The sequence below is a fragment of the Streptomyces sp. SP17BM10 genome, assembly GCF_036322405.1.
Lineage (GTDB): Bacteria > Actinomycetota > Actinomycetes > Streptomycetales > Streptomycetaceae > Kitasatospora.
Window position 1 is genome coordinate 151,059 of the sequence record NZ_JAQYXB010000571.1, and the last position, 22,236, is coordinate 173,294.

The following is a 22,236-nucleotide window of genomic DNA, read 5'->3' on the forward strand; positions in this document are numbered from 1 at the left end:
CCGCGGCCCGGAGCGCGCCGGGACCCCGGGCCGGGCGCGGGGTCCCTCGGGCCCGGGCCGGGCCGGGCCTCAGGGGCGCGGGCCTGTGCCCCTCAGACCGGGTCGAGGACGGACGGCGGCGGCTCGGCGGCCCCGCCGAAGGCTGCGGCCCGCCTCAGCAGCGCGGCCAGGTGCCGGTCCACCAGCTCCGGGTGCTCCAGCATCACCAGGTGACCGGCGCCCTCGACGATCATCAGCTCGGCGCCGGGCAGCTGCTCGGCCATCGCCTCGCTGTGCGCGGGCGGCGTCAGGAGGTCCTTGGTGCCGGCCAGCACCAGCGCCGGCAGGCCGCGCAGGGCCGCCAGCGCGGCGGTCTTCTCGTGCACGCCGAACACCGGGTAGAACTCGGCGACGACGTCGATCGGCGTGGCGTCCAGCATCTGCTCGGCGAAGCGCACGACGCCCGGGTCGACGTCCTTCGAACCGAACGAGAACCTCCGGTAGAACACCGCCGCCACGTCCGAGCCGAACCGGCGGGTCGCCTCCACCAGCTCCACCTGACGGCCCAGCAGCTTCACCACCCCGGGCGCGACGCGCTTGAACAGCTTCGCGCCCGCCGACGGCAAGCCCAGGCTGACCTGGTCCCAGTTCCCCGCCAGCGTGCCCACCAGCGCCACGCCGGCCACGCGCTCGCGGAACAGCTCCGGGTGCTGGTCGGCCAGCGCCATCACCGTCATGCCGCCCATCGAGTGGCCCACCAGCACCAGCGGCCCGGTCGGCGCGACGGCGTCGATCACCGCCTTGAGGTCCCCGCCCAGCTGGTCGATGCTCGCGGGCTCCCCGGCCCGGAAGGAGCGGGAGCGCTCCGACCGGCCGTGGCTGCGCTGGTCCCAGAAGACCAGCCGCAGGCCGTCGCGCAGGGCGGCGCGCTGGAAGTGCCAGCTGTCCTGGTTCAGGCAGTAGCCGTGGCTGAAGACCACGGTCAGCGGCTCCGGCCCGTCGCCACCGGACGCGTCGGGGGCCTCGGGGGCGTCCCAGCCGGTGCCGTCCAGCTCGACGTACAGCTCGGTGCCGTCCGGCGCGGCCACCGTCCGCGGGCGCCCGCGCAGCGAGCCGTACGGCGCACCGGCGTCCAGCTCGGCCCGGGCCCGGCGGCGGGTCGCCCGGCCGACCGTCAGCCGTTCTATCGCCACGCCGGCCGCGGCACCCGCCGCCAGCACGCCGACCGAGATCCCGATCACGCCCGCCCGGCTCACCCCGGACGCCGCCTTCGCGACCGCCTCGACCGGGCCGTCGGGCTCCGTCATGCGCGGACCGTGCCGTCCAGGTGACGCCGCGGCACCCGGGCGCCGATCCGGGTCACGATCTCGTACGCGATGGTGCCGCAGGCCCGGGCCCAGTCCTCCGCGGTCGGCTCACCGCGCTCGCCGTTGCCGAACACCAGCACCTCGTCGCCGACCTGCGGGGTGTCCCCCCCGAGGTCCACGACGAACTGGTCCATCGCCACCCGGCCCGCCACGGTGCGCCACTTGCCGCCGATCTGCACCGGCCCGGTGCCGCTCCCGTGCCGCGGGACGCCGTCGCCGTAGCCCACCGGGACGAGCCCCAGGGTGGTCGGCCCCGGGGTGGTGTAGTGGTGGCCGTAACTGACCCCGTGCCCGCCCGGCACGTGCTTCACCAGCGCCAGCCGCGCCGTCAGCGACATCACCGGGCGCAGCCCGAAGTCGGCCGGGGAACCCACCTCGGGCACCGGCGACAGCCCGTACGCGGCCAGGCCCGTGCGGACCAGGTCGAAGTGCGACTCCGGCAGCAGCAGCGCGGCCGGCGAGTTCGCCAGGTGCCGCACCTCGGGGCGCAGCCCGGCGGCCTCCGCGTACGCCAGTGCGGTGTGGAAGGCGTCCAGCTGGGCCCGGATCGACGGGTGTCCGGGCTCGTCCGCGGCGGCGAAGTGCGACCAGACGCCGACGACCGTGAGAAGCCCCTCGGCCTCGGCGCGGCGGGCGGCGTCGACCAGGGCCGGCCAGTCGTGCGGCTGGCAGCCGTTGCGGCCGAGGCCGGTGTCGGCCTTCAGGTGCACGCGGGCCCGGATGCCGGTCTCGCGGACCGCGGGGAGCAGCTCGTCGAGCGCCCACCGGCCGCTGACCGAGATGTCCAGGTCGGAGAGGAGCGCCTGCCGCCAGGGCCCGCCCGGCGTCCACAGCCAGCACAGGATGCGGGCCTGCTCCGGGCGGATGCCCGCGGCACGCAGCGCCAGCGCCTCCTCCGGCGTCGCGCAGCCCAGCCACCCGACCCCGTTCGCGACCGCTTCCCGGGCACACGCGACCGCGCCGTGGCCGTAGGCATCCGCCTTGACCGCGAGCATCACCGCCGCGCTTGCGACGCGTTCGCGCAGCGCGGCGAGGTTGCCGCGCAGGGCGCCCAGATCGATGGTCGCCTCGGCCCGTACGCCGTCGGTGAGGGTGGCCGAGCCGGCCGTCTTCGCAGTTGTCATCAGGGTCAGTCTCCCAGACGTCCCGGAGTCCTCGCCGAACGCCCCGTCGGCGCGGCGCCCCACGGCCGCCGTCCATCCGCTGCTTCGACCTGCACCGGACCGGCTCTCCGCTACCACGGACGCCCCACCCCCCGCCCCCGGTTCCCCTGCCCGGGAGGCCCCCACGCACCCGGGAATCCGGCTCCGCAGCTGTCCGATCGCCCCGTCCCCGGTCGGCACGAGCGCGCCCGGCGGGCTACCCCTCCCGGACGTTCCGCCAGGCCACCGGGAGTGCCTCGGCGATTGCCAGGGCTGTCGTCGGGGCGGCCGGGGTGCCTGCCGCGTGGCGGCCGGCCAGGCCGTGGAGGTAGGCGGCGGCGGAGGCGGCGTCCAGTGCGGGAAGGCCGGCGGCGAGGAGGGAGCCGGCCAAGCCGGCCAGGACGTCGCCGCTGCCGGCGGTCGCCAGCCAGGAGGTGCCGGTCGGGTTGACGCGGACCGCGCCGCCGGGGTCGGCGATCACCGTCGTGGAGCCCTTGAGCAGGACGGTCGCCCGGTAGGCGGCGGCGAGGCGGCGAGCGGTGGTCAGCCGGGTGGCGGCGAGGTCGTCGGCGGCCGGGGGCGGTGTGCCGTCGGCGCCGGCGAGCAGGCGGGCGGCCTCGCCGGTGTGCGGGGTGAGCAGGGTGGGCGCGGTGCGGCCGGCGAGGGCGGCCGGGCCGAGGCGGCCGAGTTCGGTCAGCCCGTCGGCGTCGACCAGCACTGGCACGTCGCTCGCGAGCGCCTCGGCGAGGGTCTGCCGGGCGCTCTCGCCGCCACCGGGGCCCACCACCCAGGACTGGACCCGTCCGGCGCCGTGCGGCCCGCCCTCGGTGACGAGCGTCTCGGGGAAGCGCCGCACGACCTCCTCGGCCGCCGCGCCGACGTACCGGACGGCGCCCGCGCCGCCACGCAGGGCCGCGGCGACGGCCAGCACCGCCGCGCCGGGGTACGTCGCCGAGCCCGCCGCCACGCCGACGACTCCGCGCCGGTACTTGTCGCTCTCGGCACCCGGCTCGGGCAGCAGCGCCGCCACGTCCGCGTGCTGGAGGGCGGTCACGTCCGCCTCCGGCAGGTCCAGCCCGATCCCGACGAGCTGGATGGTCCCCGCGTACGAGGCGCCCGGGTCGATCAGCAGGCCCGGCTTGTACGTGCCGAAGCACACCGTGACGTCGGCGCGCAGCGCGGCGCCCGGCACCTCCCCGGTGTCGGCGTCGACCCCGCTCGGCAGGTCGACGGCCACGACCAGCCCGCGCCGGGAGGCCTGCGCGTAGGGCAGCGCCCCGGCCCGCAGCCCACCGCGGCCGCCGATGCCGACGATCCCGTCCAGCACCAGGTCCGCGCGCGAGAAGTCGGCGAGGCCGACTTCCTGCTCCACCACCGCCCGTCCGCCCGCCGCCCGCAGCGCCGCGAGCCCGCCCGCGTGCACCCGTTCGGGCGTGAGCAGCACCGCCGTCGCCCGCGCGCCGCGCCGGGCCAGCGCCGCCGCCGCGTACAGGGCGTCACCCCCGTTGTCCCCGCTGCCCGCGAGCACCACCACCCGGCTGCCGTACACCCGGCCCCGGCGGCCCGTCAGCAGCCGCGCGCACGTGGCCGCGAGCCCAGCGGCCGCCCGCTGCATGAGCGTCCCGTCCGGCAGGCGCCCCATCAGCTCCGCCTCGGCGGCCCGGACCACTTCAACGCGATGAGCGTGACGCATGCGCAGATCCCTTCGGCAGTCGGCCACCCCGGTCGGCTGGCCCGGTCGGCTACCCCCGACGCTAGCCCGCCACCGCGCCCCGGGAACACGAACGGCGCCCCTGCGGCAGGGCACAGCCACCGCAGGGACGCCGATCCGGGCCGGACGCCTACTCGACCGTGACGGACTTCGCCAGGTTCCGCGGCTGGTCGACCTCGTGGCCCTTGGCCGTGGCCAGCTCGCAGGCGAAGACCTGGAGCGGGACGGTGGACACCAGCGGCTGGAGCAGCGTCGGCGTGGCCGGGATGCGGATCAGGTGGTCGGCGTACGGCACGACCGCCTCGTCGCCCTCCTCGGCGATCACGATCGTCCGGGCGCCACGGGCGCGGATCTCCTGGATGTTGGAGACGATCTTGTCGTGCAGGATCGAGCGCCCGCGGGGCGAGGGCACGACCACGACGACCGGCAGCCCCTCCTCGATGAGCGCGATCGGGCCGTGCTTCAGCTCGCCGGCCGCGAAGCCCTCGGCGTGCATGTAGGCGAGCTCCTTGAGCTTGAGCGCGCCCTCCAGGGCCACCGGGAAGCCGACGTGGCGGCCGAGGAACAGCACCGAGCGGGCGTCGGCCAGCGAGCGGGCCAGCTCGCGCACCGGCTCCATCGTCTCCAGCACCTGCTCGACCTGCTTGGGCGCGTCGCCGAGCTCGCGGATGATCGTGAAGATCTCGTCGCCCCACTTGGTGCCGCGGACCTGGCCCAGGTACAGGGCGACCAGGTAGCAGGCGACCAGCTGGGTGAGGAACGCCTTGGTCGACGCGACGGCGACCTCGGGACCGGCGTGCGTGTACAGCACCGCGTCCGACTCGCGCGGGATCGTCGAGCCGTTGGTGTTGCAGATCGCCAGCACCTTGGCGCCCTGCTCGCGGGCGTGCCGCAGGGCCATCAGGGTGTCCATGGTCTCGCCGGACTGCGAGATCGCGATGACCAGCGTGCCCGGTCCCATGATCGGGTCGCGGTAGCGGAACTCCGAGGCGACCTCGACCTCGCAGGGGATGCGGGTCCAGTGCTCGATCGCGTACTTGGCGATCATGCCGGCGTGGAACGCGGTGCCGCAGGCCACGATGACGACCTTGTCGACGGAGCGCAGGTCGGCGTCCGAGATGCGCAGCTCGTCGAGGGTCAGCCGGCCGTCGGTGCCGATGCGGCCGAGGAGGGTGTCGGCGACGGCCTTCGGCTGCTCGGCGATCTCCTTGAGCATGAAGTAGTCGTAGCCGCCCTTCTCGGCGGCCGAGGCGTCCCAGTCGACGTGGTACTCGCGCACGTCGGCCGGAGTGCCGTCGAAGTTGGTGACGGTCACGCCGTCGCGGCGCAGCTCGACGACCTGGTCCTGGCCCAGCTCGACGGCCTCGCGGGTGTGCGCGATGAACGCGGCGACGTCCGAGGCGAGGAAGTTCTCGCCCTCGCCGCGCCCGACGACCAGCGGCGAGTTGCGGCGGGCGCCGACGACGACGTCCGGCATGTCGGCGTGCACGGCGACGAGGGTGAAGGCGCCGTCCAGCCGGCGGCAGACCACCCGCATGGCCTCGGCGAGGTCGCCCTGGTAGGCCTCGCCGAGCAGGTGCGCCACGACCTCGGTGTCGGTCTCGGAGCGCAGGGTGTGGCCGCGCTCGGCGATCTCGGCACGCAGCTGGGCGAAGTTCTCGATGATGCCGTTGTGCACGACGGCCACGCGGCCGTCGTCGTCCAGGTGGGGGTGGGCGTTGGCGTCCGTCGGGCCGCCGTGGGTGGCCCAGCGGGTGTGGCCGATGCCGGTGGTGCCGCCGGGCAGGGGGGACTCGGCGAGCGACTTCTCCAGGTTGGCGAGCTTGCCGGCCCGCTTGTCGGTGGCGAGGCTCCACTGCCCGTCGGAGCCCTGGACCTGCACGGCGACACCGGCCGAGTCGTAGCCCCGGTACTCCAGTCGCTGCAGGCCTGCGATTACTACGTCGAGGGCGGGCTGCGCGCCCACGTATCCAACAATTCCGCACATGCGTGCCAGCATAAGGGCGGGTCTGGGCCCGTTTTCCCACCTTTCGCGAACAGTGCGTGACCGACACCACAACCACCGTGAACGCCGCAACGGCTCACAATGGAGCATGTGCTGACCGAACTCTGTACGCGGGGCGCGACCACCTCCGGCCCGTCACCGTCCCCCTATGTGGACCTCAGCCGGGCCGAGTGGAGCGCCCTGCGCGAGCGTACGCCGCTGCCGCTGACCGCCGAGGAGGTGGAGCGGCTGCGCGGTCTCGGCACCGCCCTCGACCTGGACGAGGTCCGGGACGTCTACCTGCCGCTGTCCCGGCTGCTGAACCTGTACATCCACGCCACGCACGACCTGCGGGGCGCGCTGGGCACGTTCCTGGACACCCCGGACACCGAGCGCACCCGCACGCCGTTCATCATCGGCGTGGCCGGCTCCGTCGCGGTCGGCAAGTCGACCACCGCACGACTACTGCAGGCCCTGCTGGCCCGCTGGCCCGAGCACCCGCGGGTCGAACTGGTCACCACCGACGGCTTCCTGCTGCCCAACGCCGAGCTGCGCCGCCGGGGCCTGATGGCCCGCAAGGGCTTCCCCGAGTCCTACGACCGCCGTGCGCTGATGCGCTTCGTCGCGGACGTAAAGGCGGGCAAGGACCGCGTCAGCGCCCCGGTCTACTCGCACCTGGTGTACGACATCGTCCCGGACCAGCGGCTCACCGTGGAGCGCCCGGACATCCTGATCGTCGAGGGCCTGAACGTCCTCCAGCCCGCGCTGCCCGGCACCGACGGCCGCACCCGCCTGGCGGTGGCCGACTACTTCGACTTCTCGATCTACGTCGACGCCCGTACCGACGACATCGAGCACTGGTACCTGGACCGCTTCCGCAAGCTGCGCGAGACCGCCTTCCAGGACCCGAACTCCTACTTCCGCCGCTTCACCGAGGTGCCGGAGGAGGAGGCGATGGACTACGGCCGGCAGGTCTGGCGCACCATCAACAAGCCGAACCTGCTGGAGAACGTGCTGCCGACCAGGGGCCGGGCCACCCTGATCCTGCAGAAGGGCGCGGACCACAAGGTCCGCCGGGCCCTGCTGCGCAAGCTCTGACGCCCCGTACCACCGGCAGATCGCGAAGGCCCCCGCCGCACCCCCTGAAAGGGAGCACGGCGGGGGCCTTCGTCACCTCCGGGATCAGCCCAGGTGCGTCCGCACGGCCTCGGCCAGCTTGGCGGCGACGCCCTCGGCCTGGACGGCGTCCGCCGCCTCGACCATGACGCGCACCAGCGGCTCGGTGCCCGACGGGCGCAGCAGCACCCGGCCGGTGGAGCCCAGCTCGGCCTCGGCCTCGGCGACCGCGGCGGCCAGCTCGGTGCTGGTCCTCACCCGGCCCTTGTCGACGCCCTTGACGTTGATCAGGACCTGCGGCAGCCGGGTCATCACGGCGGCCAGGTCGGCCAGCGGCTGCTTGGTGGCGGCCAGGCGGGCACCCAGCATCAGGCCGGTCAGGGTGCCGTCGCCGGTGGTGGCGTGGTCCAGCAGGATGACGTGGCCGGACTGCTCGCCGCCGAGCGCGAAGCCGTGCTCCTTCATCGCCTCCAGCACGTAGCGGTCGCCGACGGCGGTCTCCACCAGGTCGACGCCCTCGCGCTCCATCGCCAGCTTGAAGCCGAGGTTGGACATCACGGTGGCGACCGCGGTGTTGCGGCGCAGGGTGCCGGCCTCCTTCATGGCGACGGCGAGGATGGCGATGATCTGGTCGCCGTCCACCTCGTTGCCGTCGGCGTCGGCGGCCAGGCAGCGGTCGGCGTCGCCGTCGAGGGCGATGCCGAGGTCGGCCTTGTACTCCTTCATCGCGGTGCGCAGCCGGTCCAGGTGGGTGGAGCCGACGCCGTCGTTGATGTTGAGGCCGGTGGGCTCCGCCCCCAGGGTGTGGACGACCTCGGCGCCGGCCCGGGCGAAGGCCTCGGGGGCGACGTAGGCGGCGGCGCCGTGGGCGCCGTCGATGACGACCTTGATGCCGTCCAGGCGGTTGGGCAGGACGCCGATCAGGTGGGCGACGTACTTGTCGAAGCCCTCGGTGTACTCGCGCACCCGGCCGACGGCCGCGCCGGTCGGACGGTTCCACTCCTCGCCGCCCAGGGCGTGGGCGCGGTAGTGGGCCTCGATCGCGTCCTCGATCGTGTCGTCCAGCTTGTGGCCGCCGCGGGCGAGGAACTTGATGCCGTTGTCCGGCATCGCGTTGTGGCTGGCGGAGAGCATCACGCCGAAGTCGGCGCCGAGCGCGCCGGTGAGGTACGCCACGGCCGGGGTGGGCAGCACGCCGACGCGCAGCACGTCGACGCCGGAACTGGCCAGGCCCGCGATGACCGCGGCCTCCAGGAACTCGCCCGACGCCCGCGGATCACGGCCGACCACCGCGACCGGCCGGTGGCCGTCGAAGGCGCCGGCCTCGCCGAGCACGTGGGCCGCCGCGACCGACAGGCCGAGCGCGAGCTCCGCCGTCAGGCCCACGTTGGCCACTCCGCGCACGCCGTCCGTACCGAAGAGTCGTCCCACTGTCCCGTCCTCCATCAACCAGTCCCGGAAGTCCACTCGGCCCCGGCCGCCGCACAGTAACCGGGGAACGCGTCGCCCCGGAGTACACGTGGTACTCCGGGGCGACGGTTGCACGAACCAGGGGGCGGCGCCGCCAGGGCGGTACGCACCCCCTGGGACGCGATTAGCGCTTGCTGTACTGCGGCGCCTTGCGGGCCTTCTTCAGACCGGCCTTCTTGCGCTCGACGGCGCGGGCGTCACGGGTCAGGAAGCCGGCCTTCTTCAGCGCGCCGCGGTTGTTGTCCACGTCGGCCTCGTTCAGGGCACGGGCCACGCCGAGGCGCAGCGCGTAGGCCTGGCCGGACACGCCGCCACCGCTGATGCGGGCGACGACGTCGTAACGGCCGTCCAGCTCGAGGAGCTTGAAGGGCTCGTTCACGGTCTGCTGGTGCACCTTGTTCGGGAAGTAACCCTCGAGGGTGCGACCGTTGATCTTCCACTGGCCGGTGCCGGGGACGATGCGCACGCGGGCGATCGCCTCCTTGCGACGGCCCAGGCCCGCGCCGGGGACGGCCTCGCCGAAGCGGCCGGCCAGCGACTCGGAGGTGTAGCTCTCCTCGGAGGTGTACTCGCCCTCGACGACGTTCTCGTCGAAGTCGACCTCAAGGGTTTCAGTGGTCTCGGCCACGGTGTTCCTCAGCTCTTTTCAGTGATGGGGGGCTTGGTGGCCGAATTACTGCGCGACCTGGGTGATCTCGAACGGCACCGGCTGCTGGGCAGCGTGGGGGTGCTGGTCGCCCGAGTAGACCTTCAGCTTCGAGAGCATCTGACGGCCCAGGCTGTTCTTGGGGATCATGCCCTTGATGGCCTTCTCGACGGCCTTCTCCGGGTTGTTCGCCAGCAGGTCGTCGTAGCGCACCGACCGCAGACCGCCCGGGAAGCCCGAGTGGCGGTAGGCCAGCTTCTGGGTCTTCTTGTTACCGGACAGGTGCACCTTGTCGGCGTTGATGATGATGACGAAGTCACCAGTGTCAACGTGCGGCGCGTAGATCGCCTTGTGCTTGCCCCGGAGGAGGTTGGCGGCCTGGGAGGCCAGGCGGCCGAGCACGACGTCGGTCGCGTCGATGACGTGCCACTGACGCTGGACGTCGCCGGGCTTGGGGCTGTACGTACGCACGGTCGTAGCCTTCGCTTTTCAGTGAGTGAGTCCTGACAGGAGCACCGGGACGGAAGAGCAGCCTGATCAACCTTGGACGCAATTCAAGGGTGATCGCTGGTCGTCGACCTGATGTCTCCGGCGTACCGACCTCTCACGTGAGATAGAGCGAGCCAATACGCACATCAAGCGTCCAGGTTACCGGGCGGGCGGGGAGGGGTCAAAAATCCCCTCGGACCGGCCCGTCCGTCACTCAGCGTTCGCGCTCGACCCGGGTGACGTCCCAGACCGGCTCGGGCGACTCGTACACCCGGCCGTCGGCCCCGAACACCACGTAACGGTCGAAGGTCCGGGCGAACCACCGGTCGTGCGTGACGCACAGCACCGTGCCGTCGAAGGCCTCCAGCCCGGCCTGCAGCGCCTCGGCGCTCTCCAGGTCCAGGTTGTCGGTCGGCTCGTCGAGCAACAGGGCCGTCACGCCGGAGAGTTCGAGCTTGAGGATCATCAGCCGGGCCTGCTGGCCGCCGGACAGCGACTCGAACTTCTGCTCCTCCTGCCGGTCCAGCTCGTACCGGCGCAGCGCGCCCATCGCGGCGCCGCGGCTGAGCGCGTGCTCCTCCTCGACGATCGAACGGACGGTGCGCCCGAACAGCTCCGGGTGGGCGTGCGTCTGGCGGAAGTGGCCCGGGACGACCCGGGCGCCGAGCTTCCACGTCCCCGTGTGGGCGACCGTCTCGTCGCCGGCCAGCAGCCGCAGCAGGTGCGACTTGCCCGCGCCGTTGGCGCCGAGGACCCCGACCCGCTCGCCGTAGAAGACCTCCAGGTCGAAGGGCTGCATCAGGCCGGTGAGCTCCAGCTGCTCCATGGTGAAGGCGCGCACGCCGGTGCGCCCGCCCTTGAGCCGCATGGTGATGCTCTGCTCGCGCGGCGGCGCCTCCGGCGGGCCGGCGTCCTCGAACTTCTTCAGCCGGGTCTGGGCGGCGGCGTAGCGGGAGGCCATCTCGTGGCTGACGGCGGCGGCCTGGCGCAGGGTGACGACCAGCTTCTTGAGCTTGGCGTGCTCCTCGTCCCAGCGGCGGCGCAGCTCCTCGAAGCGCTCGAAGCGGGCCTTGCGGGCCTCGTGGAAGGTGTCGAAGCCGCCGCCGTGCACCCAGACGCTGCTGCCGGCCGCGCCGGACTCCACGGCGATGATCTTGTTGGCGGTCTTGGAGAGCAGCTCGCGGTCGTGCGAGATGTACAGCACGGTCTTCGAGGTGGTCCGGATGGCCTCCTCCAGCCAGCGCTTGCCCGGGACGTCCAGGTAGTTGTCCGGCTCGTCGAGGAGGAGGACCTCCTCCGGGCCGCGCAGCAGCGCCTCCAGGACGAGCCGCTTCTGCTCGCCGCCGGAGAGGGTGTTCAGGCCGCGCCACTGGGCCTTGTCGAAGGGCACGCCGAGGGCCGCCATGGTGCAGACGTCCCAGTCGGTCTCGTAGTCGTAGCCACCGACGTCGGCCCAGTCGGAGAGCGCCTGGGCGTAGGCCATCTGGGTCTTCTCGTCGTCCTGGGCGATCATCGCGAGCTCGGCGGCGTCCACCGCGCGGGCGGCGGTGGCGATCCGCTCGGGGGCGACGGAGACCAGCAGGTCGCGCACCGAGGCGTCGGCCGGCAGCGCGCCGGGCGTGGCCGACTGGTCCTCGCGGCCCGTGGTGCCGACGAACTGGCGCATCACGCCGAGCCCGCCACTGATCGTCACCGAGCCGCCGTGCGGCTGGATGTCGCCCGCGATCATGCGCAGCAGCGTCGTCTTGCCGGCACCGTTGGCCCCGACGAGGGCGACCGCGGCGCCCTCGCCGACCCGGAAGGACGCGTCGTCGAACAGCACCCGTCCGTCCGGCAGGTAGTACTCAAGGTGCGAAATCTCGACGTGTCCCATGGGAGCGATTGTCCCAAGCCGGCGCCCCCGGCCAAAACGGATTACCCGGCGGCCGGCTGCCCGGGCAGGGTCCGCATGCGGCGCGCCTGACGGTTGCGCTCGGCGAGCTGGTCGTCGGCCGGGTAGCCGACCTCCTCCAGCGTGAGCCCGTACGGCCGGATCACGTTGACGGCCGAGTTGCGCACCCCGCCGGCCAGCACCTCGCCGGGGAACTCCACCGGCCGGTGCCCGTCGCCGACCAGCAGCATCGCGCCGACCAGCGCCCGGACCATGTTGTGGCAGAACGCGTCGGCGCGGACGGTGGCGACCGCCAGCGAGCCCTCCTGGGCGGCGTAGGGGTCCACCGGGACGCGGTCCCAGTGCAGCTCCAACAGGGTGCGGATGGTGGTCGCGCCCTCGCGCTTCTTGCAGTACGCGGCGAAGTCGTGCTCGCCGAGCAGCAGCTTCGCGGCCTCGTTCATCCGGTCGAGGTCGAGCGGCCGGTCGTGCCAGAGCACGTGCCCGCGCAGCAGCGGGTCCACCCCGCCCGGGTGGTCGGCCACGCGGTACGCGTAGCGCCGCCAGATCGCCGAGAAGCGGGCGTCGAACCCGGCCGGCGCCTCGCCGACCCGGTAGATCCGGACGTCCCCGGGCAGCCGCCCGGCCAGCCGGCGCAGCAGCTTCTCGCGGTGCGCCTCCCACAGCTCGGCCGGCAGGTCGACGTGCGCGACCTGGCCGCGCGCGTGGACTCCGGCGTCGGTGCGGCCGGCCACGGTCAGCGGGAACAGCTCGCCGCTGCGGGTGACGACCTGCAGCGCGCTCTCGATCTCCTCCTGGACCGTCCGGCGGCCGCCCTTCTGGCGGGCCCAGCCGGAGAACTCGGCGCCGTGGTAGGCGAGGTCGAGCCGGACGCGGACGTACCCGTCGGCCGGGCCGTCCTTCACGGGCGGCTGCTCGGCGCAATCGTTGACCACTGCTTCTCTTCTCCCGGGGACCTCGAGGACAAGGAACGGGCCCGCTCCCCCATGGCTGGGAGAACGGGCCCGCTTTACACCCGGAGGTGTCAGGCCTGCTCGGCGGCCTCGGCCTCGTCGGCCTTGTCCGCGTCGTCGGTCTTGGCGACGGCGGCGGCCTCGTCGGCCTCCTTGACGGCGCGCTTGGTGGCGGCCTCGGCCTCGCCGACGGCGGTCTGCGCGACGGTCAGCGCCTCGACCAGCTCGATCACGGCCATCGGGGCGTTGTCGCCACGACGGGGACCGACCTTGGTGATGCGGGTGTAGCCACCCGGGCGGTTCTCGTAGCGCGGCGCGATCTCGGTGAAGAGGGTGTGCAGCACGGCGATGTCGGTGATCGTCTTGCGCACCAGGCGACGGTTGTGGATGTCGCCCTTCTTCGCCTTGGTGATCAGCTTCTCCGCCAGCGGGCGCAGGCGGCGGGCCTTGGCCTCGGTGGTGGTGATGCGGCCGTACTGGAACAGCTCACGGGCCAGACCGGCGAGCAGCAGCGGCTCGTGGTGCGGGCCACCGCCGAGGCGGGCACCCTTGGTGGGACGCGGCATGGAATTACTCCTTGGATCTCCGACTGCGGCCGTACCAGGTACCGCAGCGGGCGTGCGGGCACTGTGCCCGCACGACTTTCACGACGACGGGGACGGTCCTCGGAAGAACCGCCCCCGCGGCCAAATCTCTTAGTACTGCTCGGTCTCGGCGTAACCCGCGTCGTCCAGGTCGTCGGCGCCGAAGGCGTCGGCGGCCGCGGTCGGGTCGAACCCGGGCGGGCTGTCCTTGAGGGCCAGGCCCATGCCGGCCAGCTTCGCCTTGACCTCGTCGATCGACTTCGCGCCGAAGTTGCGGATGTCGAGGAGGTCGGCCTCGGAGCGGGCCACGAGCTCACCCACGGTGTGGATGCCCTCGCGCTTGAGGCAGTTGTAGGAGCGGACCGTGAGCTCGAGCTCCTCGATCGGCAGCGCCAGGTCGGCGGCCAGGGCGGCGTCCGTCGGGGACGGGCCCATGTCGATGCCCTCGGCGTCGATGTTCAGCTCGCGGGCGAGGCCGAACAGCTCCACCAGGGTCTTGCCGGCCGAGGCCATGGCGTCGCGCGGACGCATGGCGGGCTTGGTCTCGACGTCGACGATCAGCTTGTCGAAGTCGGTCCGCTGCTCGACACGGGTGGCCTCGACCTTGTAGGTGACCTTCAGCACGGGGCTGTAGATCGAGTCGACCGGGATGCGGCCGATCTCCTGGCCGGAGGCCTTGTTCTGGACGGCGGAGACGTAGCCGCGACCGCGCTCGACGGTCAGCTCCATCTCCAGCTTGCCCTTGCCGTTCAGCGTGGCGAGGACCAGCTCCGGGTTGTGCACCTCGACACCGGCCGGCGGCGCGATGTCGGCGGCGGTGACGACACCCGGGCCCTGCTTGCGCAGGTACATCACGACCGGCTCGTCGTGCTCCGAGGAGACGACCAGCTGCTTGATGTTGAGGATGAGGTCGGTCACGTCCTCCTTGACGCCCGGCACGGTGGTGAACTCGTGCAGGACGCCGTCGATGCGGATGCTGGTGACAGCGGCACCCGGGATCGACGACAGGAGCGTGCGGCGCAGGGAGTTGCCGAGGGTGTAGCCGAAGCCCGGCTCCAGCGGCTCGATCACGAACCGCGAGCGGAACTCGTCGACGACCTCTTCGGTCAGCGAGGGACGCTGAGCGATAAGCATGGGGGATAATCCTCCGATTGTCTTCGGCACCCACTATTTGATGCCGACAGGACCAAGCGTACGGGGTCCCGCAGACTGTGTTGGATCAGACCGAGCGGGACCCCGTACGAGGTTTGGAGCAGGTACTGCGTGCCCGAAGGCGCTGCGTCAGACGCGGCGGCGCTTCGGCGGACGGCAGCCGTTGTGCGGGGTGGGGGTGACGTCCTGGATCGAGCCGACCTCCAGGCCGGTGGCCTGGAGCGAACGGATCGCGGTCTCGCGGCCGGAGCCCGGACCCTTCACGAAGACGTCAACCTTGCGCATGCCGTGCTCCTGCGCGCGACGGGCAGCGGCCTCGGCGGCCATCTGCGCGGCGAACGGGGTGGACTTGCGCGAGCCCTTGAAGCCGACGTGGCCGGCGGAGGCCCAGGAGATCACGTTGCCCGCGGGGTCGGTGATCGAAACGATGGTGTTGTTGAACGTGCTCTTGATGTGCGCGTGGCCGTGAGCGACGTTCTTCTTTTCCTTGCGGCGGATCTTCTTCGCGCCGGCAGCCTGACGACCCTTGGGGGGCATAAGTCTGTTCTCCTACTGAGGTGGTCGGTCCGCTGACCCGCGGGCCGGAGGGATGTCCGGTGACGGGACGGACTACTTCTTGCCCGGCTTCTTCTTGCCGGCGATCGCGCGACGCGGGCCCTTGCGGGTACGCGCGTTGGTGTGGGTGCGCTGGCCGCGGACCGGCAGGCCACGGCGGTGACGCAGACCCTCGTAGCAGCCGATCTCGACCTTGCGGCGGATGTCGGCGGCCACCTCACGGCGGAGGTCACCCTCGACCGTGTAGTTGGCGTCGATGTACTGGCTCAGCTTGACGAGGTCTTCCTCGGAGATGTCGCGAACGCGGACATCCGGGTTGACACCGGTCTCGGCCAGGGTCTGCTGGGCGCGGGTACGGCCGATGCCGTACACGTAGGTGAGGGCGATCTCGATCCGCTTCTCACGGGGGAGATCAACGCCGGCGAGGCGTGCCATTCAAGGCTCCTGTGTTTCTTCAGAGGTCTTGCGTGCTACCTACTCCGACATCTCACGATGAGGGAGCCCCGGCCTCTGACCGGGGGCGGCAGTCCGTCCGGTGTCCCGTCGACGGATCGGGTAGCCCGCTTATGACGTTTTCGCGTCGCGCGAAGTACTACGAGAAATGCTGGGGAGAGATCAGCCCTGGCGCTGCTTGTGGCGCAGGTTGTCGCAGATCACCATGACCCGGCCGTGGCGGCGGATCACCTTGCACTTGTCGCAGATCTTCTTGACGCTCGGCTTGACCTTCATGTTCAGGTTCTCCGGGTCTAGATCTGACGTTCTTACTTGTAGCGGTAGACGATCCGGCCGCGCGTGAGGTCGTAGGGGCTGAGCTCCACGACGACCCGGTCGTCCGGCAGGATGCGGATGTAGTGCATGCGCATCTTGCCACTGATGTGCGCGAGGACCTTGTGACCGTTCTGCAGCTCGACCTTGAACATCGCGTTCGGAAGAGACTCGATCACGGTGCCCTCGATCTCAATGGCGCCTTGCTTCTTAGCCATGAACTGCGAGATCCACCTTCCGGGACCGGCTACCGTATGCGGAACGCTCGTGCGAACCTGGGTTCACCCCGCCCCCGAGGGGAAGAGGGCGTGCTGAAGCACGCTACGAGTGAGCCGACGGTCCATCCTACGCCAGCGCGTCCGGTGGGCCAAAACGGGGGTACCGGAAGGCGGCCACCGTCACACCCCCGGCCTCACGCCCTGGCGAGGACCGTCACCGGCTCGACGTGGGCGGTGCAGGCCGAGCAGCGGCGGGCCGCCTCCGGGATCTCGGTCAGGCACTCGGGGCACGGGCGCTTCGGGGTGGCCGGCTTCTTCGGCATGTACCGGGCGGTGGCCTTGCCCACGGGCAGGACGACGCAGAAGTAGAGCACCGCGGCGGTCATCACGAACGCGATCACCACGTTGAGGAACTGCCCGTACGGGAAGGTGACGTGGGCCACCGTCGCCTTGTACGAGCTGAAGTCGCCGGCCGCGCCGACGACCACGCCGACCAGCGGGGTCAGGAACGCGGACACGAAGCCGGTCACCACCCCGGTGAACGCGGCACCGATGACGACACCGACCGCCATGTCGACGACGTTGCCGCGCATCATGAAGTCGCGGAATCCCTTGAGCACGTGCTCTCTCCTCGCTCTGAACCCACCAGTGGCCACTGTCAGCCGATAAAAATAGGACAAAAGCCCTGGAGGTCCAAACCTCCAGGGCTTCGATGCCTTGCGAGCGGCCGCAGTCGGCCGTCCGCGGACTACGCGAGCGGGTCCGGCGCGGCCGTGACGCCGAGCTTCGCGAGCTCCGCCTTGCCGCCGTCGAAGGCGGTCAGGACCAGCGGGCCCTGCTCGGTGACGGCGACGGAGTGCTCCCAGTGCGAGGCCCAGGTGCCGTCGTTGGTGACGACCGTCCAGTCGTCCTCCAGCACCGTGGTGTGCGGGGTGCCCAGCGAGACCATCGGCTCGATCGCCAGCACGGTGCCGGGGACGAGCTTGGGGCCCTTGCCGCGGCCGCGCTCCACGTAGTTCAGGACGTGCGGCTCCATGTGCATCGCGGTGCCGATGCCGTGGCCGCCGTAGCCCTCGGTGATGCCCCACTTGCCCTTCGGCGGCAGCGGCTGGCGGCGGATGAAGCCCTCGATCGCCTTGGAGACGTCGACCAGGCGGTTGCTCTTCTTCATCTGCGCGATGCCGGCCCACATCGAGCCCTCGGTCACCCGGCTCAGCATCTCGACCTCGGGGCGGACCTCGCCGACCGCGACGGTGATCGCCGAGTCGCCGTGCCAGCCGTCCAGGATGGCGCCGCAGTCGATCGAGATGATGTCGCCCTCCTGCAGCACCCGGTCGCCGGGGATGCCGTGCACGACCTCGTTGTTCACCGAGGCGCAGATCACGCCCGGGAACCACAGGCCGCCGTGGTGCGCGCGGAAGTTGGAGGTGGCGCCGTGGTCGGTGATCACCTTGTCCGCGATGTCGTTCAGCTCCTGGGTCGTCACCCCCGGAGCGACCGCCTCACGGCAGGCCTTCAGCGCTTCGGCGACGACCAGCCCGGCCGCTCGCATCTTCGCGATCTGCTCGGGGGTCTTGATCTCCACCATCTGGGTCACGCCTTCCACGTTCCGTTTTCCACTGCGTACCACCGTACGACGCCGTACGGCCGCGCTGCCCGGGATGGGGAGCGCGGCCGTACGTACGTCGCTGAAAAACTCAGCCGTCCTGCTTCAGCGCACCGATCGCGCGCTGGGTCACCTCGTCGACCTTGCCGAGCGCCGAGATCGTCGCCACCAGGCCCTGCTGGACGTAGTAGTCGATGATCGGCTCGGTCTCCGTGTGGTAGACCTCCAGGCGCGTGCGCACCTTCTCCTCGGTGTCGTCCGAGCGCTGGTACAGCTCGCCGCCGCACTCGTCGCAGACGCCCTCGGCCTTCGGCGGGTTGTAGTCCACGTGGAACACGTGGCCGCCGTCGTTGCGGCACAGGCGTCGGCCGGCGATCCGGCGGACGACCTCGTCCTCGGGGACCTCCAGGTCCAGCACGCCGTCGAGCTTGATGCCGTGCTCGACGAGGAACTCGTCCAGTGCCTTGGCCTGACCCAGGTTGCGGGGGAAGCCGTCGAGCAGGAAGCCGTTCGCGGCGTCCGCCTGGAGCATCCGGTCCTTGGCCATCCCGATGGTCACCTCGTCCGGCACCAGGCGACCCGCGTCCATGTAGCTCTTGGCCTCGAGCCCCAGCGGGGTGCCCTGGCCGATGTTGGCGCGGAACAGGTCTCCGGTGGAGATGTGGGGGATGGACAGGGTCTTGGCGAGCAGGTGCGCCTGAGTACCCTTCCCGGCCCCGGGAGGACCAACGAGGACGATACGCATCAGCGGAGGAACCCTTCGTAATTGCGCTGCTGGAGCTGGCTCTCGATCTGCTTCACAGTTTCGAGTCCGACGCCGACGACGATGAGAACGCTGGTGCCGCCGAACGGGAAGTTGGTCTGCTGTCCGAAGGCGACCAGGGCGATCATCGGGATCAACGCGATCAGGCCCAGGTAGAGCGAACCCGGCCACGTGATTCGGGTCAGCACGTAGTTCAGGTACTCGGCCGTCGGCCGGCCGGCCCGGATGCCCGGGATGAAGCCACCATACTTCTTCATATTGTCGGCAACTTCTTCGGGGTTGAAGGAGATGGCGACGTAGAAGAAGGCGAAGAAGACGATCAGCAGGAAGTAGGTGGCCATGTAGATCGGGTGGTCACCCTTGACGAAGTTCGTCCGGATCCAGATCGCCCAGCCGGCCTGGCTGTTGGTCAGCTGGACCACCAGGGCGGGGATGTAGAGCAGCGACGAGGCGAAGATGACCGGGATGACACCGGCCTGGTTCACCTTGAGCGGGATGTAGGTCGAGGTGCCGCCGAACGCGCGGCGGCCGATCATGCGCTTCGCGTACTGCACCGGGATCCGGCGCTGGGCCTGCTCCACGAAGATGACCAGCATCACAACGATGATGCCGACGGCCACGACGGAGAGGAACTCGACCCAGCCGCCACCGATGGTGCCGGACTGCTTGATCGCCCACATGTTGGAGGGGAACTGCGCGGCGATCGAGGTGAAGATCAGCAGCGACATGCCGTTGCCGATGCCGCGGTCGGTGATGAGCTCGCCCAGCCACATGATGACGGTGGTGCCGGCGGTCATGGTCAGCACCATGACGGCGATCCGGAACACGCCGGTGTCCGGCACGATCTGGTTCGCCAGCGGGCAGCCGGAGAACAGCGCGCCGCTGGAGGCCGTCGCGACGATGCCGGTGCCCTGGAGCACGGCGAGCGCGATGGTCAGGTAGCGGGTGTACTGGGTGATCTTCGCCGTACCGGCCTGACCCTCCTTCTTCAGCGCCTCGAGTCGCGGGATCACGACGGTGAGGAGCTGGAGGATGATGCTGGCCGTGATGTACGGCATGATGCCGAGCGCGAAGATCGTGAGCTGGAGAAGCGCGCCACCACTGAACAGGTTGACGAGCCCGAAGAGGCCGCTGTTCTTGGTCTCCTTCACGCACTCGTTCACAGCGGTGAAACTCACGCCGGGAATCGGGATGTGCGAGCCCAGCCGGAACAGCACCATGATGCCCAGCGTGAACAGCAGCTTCTTGCGCAGGTCGGGCGTCTGGAACGCCCGCGCGAACGCACTGAGCACGGTGCCTCCTGCGCCTCCCGCACGTCGTCGGCGGGAGGGTCGGTCCTGAATGGGGAGTTTGCGGTTCGGGCCCCCGTACAGACGGCACAGGCGAGCCTACGCGCAGCCTACAAGGGAACTCCACGGACTCTAACAGTGCGCAGCCACTCCGAAGAAGCGCGTACGCCCCCTCCCCCACCTACGGGGTACGGGATGCCCGGATTTGCCACACAAAAGAACGAGGGAAGCTCCGGCCTGTTTTCGGTCCGCGCCACCGGAAAAGCGCGAACCCCGCACCTCCCTGAGGAAGTGCGGGGTTCGGAGCTGTGGTCAGCGGGCTCAGACGAGCTCGGTGACCGTACCGCCGGCGGCGGTGATCTTCGCGGCGGCGGAGCCGGAGACGGCGTCGACCGTCACCTGCAGCGCGACCGAGATCTCGCCGGTGCCGAGCACCTTGACGAGGGAGTTCTTGCGAACCGCGCCCTTGGCGACCAGGCCCTCGACCGTGACCTCTCCACCCTGCGGGTAGAGCTCGGCCAGCTTGTCGAGGTTGACGACCTGGAACGTGATCTTGAACGGGTTCTTGAAGCCCTTCAGCTTCGGCAGGCGCATGTGGAGCGGCATCTGGCCACCCTCGAAGCGCTGCGGAACCTGGTAGCGGGCCTTGGTGCCCTTGGTACCACGACCGGCGGTCTTGCCCTTGGAGCCCTCGCCACGACCCACACGGATCTTGTCGGTCTTGGCACCCGGGGCGGGACGCAGGTTGTGGATCTTGATCGGGTTGTCGCCCATGATCAGTCCACCTCCTCAACCGTCACCAGGTGACGGACCGTGTGGGCCATCCCGCGGATCTCGGGACGGTCCTCCTTCACCACGACGTCGTGCATGCGCTTGAGACCAAGCGAACGCAGGGTGTCACGGTGGTTCTGCTTGCTACCGATGTACGACTTGGTCTGCGTGATCTTCAGGCGAGCCATCAGGCGCTCACCCCAGCAGCACGCGCCCGCAGCAGAGCGGCGGGGGCCACGTCCTCCAGCGGCAGGCCACGACGGGCGGCGATCTCCTCGGGGCGAACGAGGCCCTTCAGAGCAGCCACGGTGGCGTGCACGATGTTGATCGCGTTGTCCGAGCCGAGCGACTTCGACAGGATGTCGTGAATGCCGGCGCACTCCAGGACGGCGCGCACCGGACCACCGGCGATAACACCGGTACCGGGGGCGGCGGGCTTCAGGAGCACGACGCCGGCGGCCTTCTCACCCTGGATCGGGTGCGGGATGGTGCCCTGGATACGGGGAACCTTGAAGAAGTTCTTCTTGGCCTCCTCAACACCCTTGGCGATGGCGGCCGGAACCTCCTTCGCCTTCCCGTAACCGACACCCACGGTGCCATCGCCATCGCCCACCACGACGAGCGCGGTGAAGCTGAAACGACGACCACCCTTGACAACCTTGGCGACACGGTTGATCGCGACGACGCGCTCGACGTAAGCGGTCTTCTCGACGGCGGGGGCGTTGCCCCGGTCGTCACGCTTACGGTCGCGCCGCTCGCCACCGGTGCCGCCGCCGGCGCCGCTACCGCGGCGCTGGGGTCCAGCCATTGGAATTACCTCTCTCGATTACGTCCGCCGACAGAGTCGACGAGCGGCTTAGAAGTCGAGCCCGGCCTCGCGAGCCGCGTCCGCCAGGGCGGCGATGCGGCCGGCGTACCGGTTGCCCGCGCGGTCGAAGACGACCGACTCGATGCCGGCGGCCTTGGCGCGCTCGGCGACCAGGCTCCCGACCTTCTTGGCCAGCTCGGTCTTGTCGCCCTCGGCGCCCTTGATGGACACGTCGAGGGTGGACGCCGACGCCAGGGTGTGACCCTTGGCGTCGTCGATGACCTGGGCGACCATGTGACGGTTCGAGCGCGTCACGACGAGACGCGGACGCACCTCGGTGCCGACGACGCGCTTGCGAACGCGGATCGCGCGGCGCTTGCGAGCGGCGCTCTTGTAGGCGTTGCCCTTGCCGATCTTGACAGAGACACTCATCGCTTACTTACCACTCTTTCCGACCTTGCGGCGGATGACCTCGCCCGCGTACTTGACGCCCTTGGCCTTGTACGGGTCGGGCTTGCGCAGCTTGCGGATGTTGGCGGCGATCTCGCCGACCTTCTGCTTGTCGATGCCGTCCACGTGGAACTTGGTGGGCGACTCGACGACGAAGGAGATGCCCTCCGGCGCGGTGACCAGGATCGGGTGGCTGTAGCCCAGCGCGAACTCCATGTCGGAGCCCTTCGCCGTGACTCGGTAACCAACACCGCTGATCTCCAGCGACTTGCGGTAGCCCGCGGTCACGCCGGTGATCATGTTCGCCACCAGCGTGCGGGTCAGGCCGTGGAGGGCCTTCGAGCGACGCTCGTCGTTGGGGCGGGTGACGAGCACGGTGCCGTCCTCGCCCTTGCCGATCTCGATCGGCTCAGCGACAACGTGGGAGAGGGAGCCCTTGGGGCCCTTCACCGCGACCGTCTGGCCATCGATGGTGACGTCCACGCCAGCGGGGACCTGGATGGGCAGCCGTCCAATGCGCGACATTG

25 protein-coding genes are annotated in these 22,236 nt (G+C 70.8%); 1 reads left to right on the forward strand and 24 read right to left on the reverse strand.

The window, feature by feature from the left end:
• Nucleotides 1-92 precede the first annotated feature (92 nt).
• The 4 genes from PUR71_RS15945 to glmS all read right to left on the reverse strand — a co-directional run bounded on the left by PUR71_RS15945 (nucleotide 93) and on the right by glmS (nucleotide 6,186).
• Nucleotides 93-1,286: an alpha/beta fold hydrolase gene (locus PUR71_RS15945; protein WP_329927649.1), complete on the reverse strand. Its 1,194-nt coding sequence runs from the start codon at nucleotides 1,284-1,286 to the stop codon at nucleotides 93-95.
• Nucleotides 1,283-2,470, reverse strand: a complete 1,188-nt coding sequence (gene alr, locus PUR71_RS15950; RefSeq protein ID WP_329927650.1) for an alanine racemase — start codon at nucleotides 2,468-2,470, stop codon at nucleotides 1,283-1,285. The genes PUR71_RS15945 and alr overlap by 4 nt, the downstream gene beginning before the upstream one ends.
• Before the next feature lie 235 nt (nucleotides 2,471-2,705).
• Nucleotides 2,706-4,181 carry an NAD(P)H-hydrate dehydratase gene (locus PUR71_RS15955; RefSeq protein ID WP_329927651.1) on the reverse strand — a complete coding sequence of 492 codons (1,476 nt, stop codon included), beginning with the start codon at nucleotides 4,179-4,181 and terminating at the stop codon, nucleotides 2,706-2,708.
• Between the two features lie 148 nt (nucleotides 4,182-4,329).
• The gene (gene glmS, locus PUR71_RS15960) at nucleotides 4,330-6,186 is read right to left on the reverse strand and encodes a glutamine--fructose-6-phosphate transaminase (isomerizing) (protein WP_329927652.1); all 1,857 of its coding nucleotides are present in this window, start codon (nucleotides 6,184-6,186) and stop codon (nucleotides 4,330-4,332) included.
• A gap of 99 nt (nucleotides 6,187-6,285) precedes the next feature.
• Between glmS and coaA the strand changes: the two genes are divergently transcribed.
• Nucleotides 6,286-7,281 carry a type I pantothenate kinase gene (coaA, locus tag PUR71_RS15965; RefSeq protein ID WP_329927653.1) on the forward strand — a complete coding sequence of 332 codons (996 nt, stop codon included), beginning with the start codon at nucleotides 6,286-6,288 and terminating at the stop codon, nucleotides 7,279-7,281.
• Nucleotides 7,282-7,365: 84 nt separating this feature from the next.
• On the opposite strand, the gene glmM is transcribed toward coaA, so the two are convergent.
• From glmM to rplF, 20 genes are all read right to left on the reverse strand, one after another.
• Nucleotides 7,366-8,730 (reverse strand): phosphoglucosamine mutase, encoded by a 1,365-nt coding sequence (gene glmM / locus PUR71_RS15970; protein ID WP_329927654.1) that lies wholly within the window; start codon nucleotides 8,728-8,730, stop codon nucleotides 7,366-7,368.
• Nucleotides 8,731-8,893: 163 nt separating this feature from the next.
• A complete protein-coding gene (gene rpsI, locus PUR71_RS15975; RefSeq protein WP_329927655.1) occupies nucleotides 8,894-9,397 on the reverse strand; it encodes a 30S ribosomal protein S9 in 504 nt (167 codons plus the stop codon).
• 45 nt (nucleotides 9,398-9,442) lie between these two features.
• Nucleotides 9,443-9,886 (reverse strand): 50S ribosomal protein L13, encoded by a 444-nt coding sequence (gene rplM, locus PUR71_RS15980; RefSeq protein WP_030055846.1) that lies wholly within the window; start codon nucleotides 9,884-9,886, stop codon nucleotides 9,443-9,445.
• A 232-nt stretch (nucleotides 9,887-10,118) separates the two neighbouring features.
• Nucleotides 10,119-11,777 carry an ABC-F family ATP-binding cassette domain-containing protein gene (locus PUR71_RS15985; protein WP_329927656.1) on the reverse strand — a complete coding sequence of 553 codons (1,659 nt, stop codon included), beginning with the start codon at nucleotides 11,775-11,777 and terminating at the stop codon, nucleotides 10,119-10,121.
• Nucleotides 11,778-11,818: 41 nt separating this feature from the next.
• Complete coding sequence (gene truA, locus PUR71_RS15990) at nucleotides 11,819-12,730, reverse strand: tRNA pseudouridine(38-40) synthase TruA (protein WP_329927657.1); 912 nt, start codon at nucleotides 12,728-12,730, stop codon at nucleotides 11,819-11,821.
• An 89-nt stretch (nucleotides 12,731-12,819) separates the two neighbouring features.
• Nucleotides 12,820-13,314, reverse strand: a complete 495-nt coding sequence (rplQ, locus tag PUR71_RS15995; RefSeq protein WP_329927658.1) for a 50S ribosomal protein L17 — start codon at nucleotides 13,312-13,314, stop codon at nucleotides 12,820-12,822.
• 129 nt (nucleotides 13,315-13,443) lie between these two features.
• The gene (locus PUR71_RS16000) at nucleotides 13,444-14,466 is read right to left on the reverse strand and encodes a DNA-directed RNA polymerase subunit alpha (RefSeq protein WP_030055844.1); all 1,023 of its coding nucleotides are present in this window, start codon (nucleotides 14,464-14,466) and stop codon (nucleotides 13,444-13,446) included.
• A 147-nt stretch (nucleotides 14,467-14,613) separates the two neighbouring features.
• Entirely contained in the window at nucleotides 14,614-15,021 is a 408-nt protein-coding gene (gene rpsK, locus PUR71_RS16005) for a 30S ribosomal protein S11 (protein WP_030232513.1), read from the reverse strand.
• A gap of 72 nt (nucleotides 15,022-15,093) precedes the next feature.
• The gene (gene rpsM / locus PUR71_RS16010) at nucleotides 15,094-15,474 is read right to left on the reverse strand and encodes a 30S ribosomal protein S13 (RefSeq protein ID WP_097237495.1); all 381 of its coding nucleotides are present in this window, start codon (nucleotides 15,472-15,474) and stop codon (nucleotides 15,094-15,096) included.
• Nucleotides 15,475-15,654: 180 nt separating this feature from the next.
• A complete protein-coding gene (gene rpmJ, locus PUR71_RS16015; protein ID WP_003956441.1) occupies nucleotides 15,655-15,768 on the reverse strand; it encodes a 50S ribosomal protein L36 in 114 nt (37 codons plus the stop codon).
• 32 nt (nucleotides 15,769-15,800) lie between these two features.
• Nucleotides 15,801-16,022 (reverse strand): translation initiation factor IF-1, encoded by a 222-nt coding sequence (gene infA, locus PUR71_RS16020; RefSeq protein ID WP_003956442.1) that lies wholly within the window; start codon nucleotides 16,020-16,022, stop codon nucleotides 15,801-15,803.
• A gap of 194 nt (nucleotides 16,023-16,216) precedes the next feature.
• Nucleotides 16,217-16,642: a large conductance mechanosensitive channel protein MscL gene (gene mscL / locus PUR71_RS16025; RefSeq protein WP_329927659.1), complete on the reverse strand. Its 426-nt coding sequence runs from the start codon at nucleotides 16,640-16,642 to the stop codon at nucleotides 16,217-16,219.
• A 128-nt stretch (nucleotides 16,643-16,770) separates the two neighbouring features.
• Nucleotides 16,771-17,610 carry a type I methionyl aminopeptidase gene (map, locus tag PUR71_RS16030; protein ID WP_329927685.1) on the reverse strand — a complete coding sequence of 280 codons (840 nt, stop codon included), beginning with the start codon at nucleotides 17,608-17,610 and terminating at the stop codon, nucleotides 16,771-16,773.
• Between the two features lie 109 nt (nucleotides 17,611-17,719).
• Entirely contained in the window at nucleotides 17,720-18,373 is a 654-nt protein-coding gene (locus PUR71_RS16035) for an adenylate kinase (protein WP_329927660.1), read from the reverse strand.
• Nucleotides 18,373-19,683, reverse strand: coding sequence for a preprotein translocase subunit SecY (gene secY / locus PUR71_RS16040; RefSeq protein ID WP_329927661.1), 1,311 nt, complete (start codon nucleotides 19,681-19,683; stop codon nucleotides 18,373-18,375). Before secY ends, PUR71_RS16035 begins: the two co-directional genes overlap by 1 nt.
• Before the next feature lie 318 nt (nucleotides 19,684-20,001).
• Nucleotides 20,002-20,454 carry a 50S ribosomal protein L15 gene (rplO, locus tag PUR71_RS16045; RefSeq protein WP_443077457.1) on the reverse strand — a complete coding sequence of 151 codons (453 nt, stop codon included), beginning with the start codon at nucleotides 20,452-20,454 and terminating at the stop codon, nucleotides 20,002-20,004.
• 2 nt (nucleotides 20,455-20,456) lie between these two features.
• A complete protein-coding gene (gene rpmD, locus PUR71_RS16050; RefSeq protein WP_030055835.1) occupies nucleotides 20,457-20,639 on the reverse strand; it encodes a 50S ribosomal protein L30 in 183 nt (60 codons plus the stop codon).
• A complete protein-coding gene (gene rpsE, locus PUR71_RS16055; protein ID WP_030393306.1) occupies nucleotides 20,639-21,259 on the reverse strand; it encodes a 30S ribosomal protein S5 in 621 nt (206 codons plus the stop codon). Before rpsE ends, rpmD begins: the two co-directional genes overlap by 1 nt.
• A 48-nt stretch (nucleotides 21,260-21,307) precedes the next feature.
• Nucleotides 21,308-21,691, reverse strand: coding sequence for a 50S ribosomal protein L18 (gene rplR, locus PUR71_RS16060; protein ID WP_030280785.1), 384 nt, complete (start codon nucleotides 21,689-21,691; stop codon nucleotides 21,308-21,310).
• A 3-nt stretch (nucleotides 21,692-21,694) separates the two neighbouring features.
• Nucleotides 21,695-22,234 carry a 50S ribosomal protein L6 gene (gene rplF / locus PUR71_RS16065; protein WP_329927662.1) on the reverse strand — a complete coding sequence of 180 codons (540 nt, stop codon included), beginning with the start codon at nucleotides 22,232-22,234 and terminating at the stop codon, nucleotides 21,695-21,697.
• Nucleotides 22,235-22,236 lie beyond the last annotated feature (2 nt).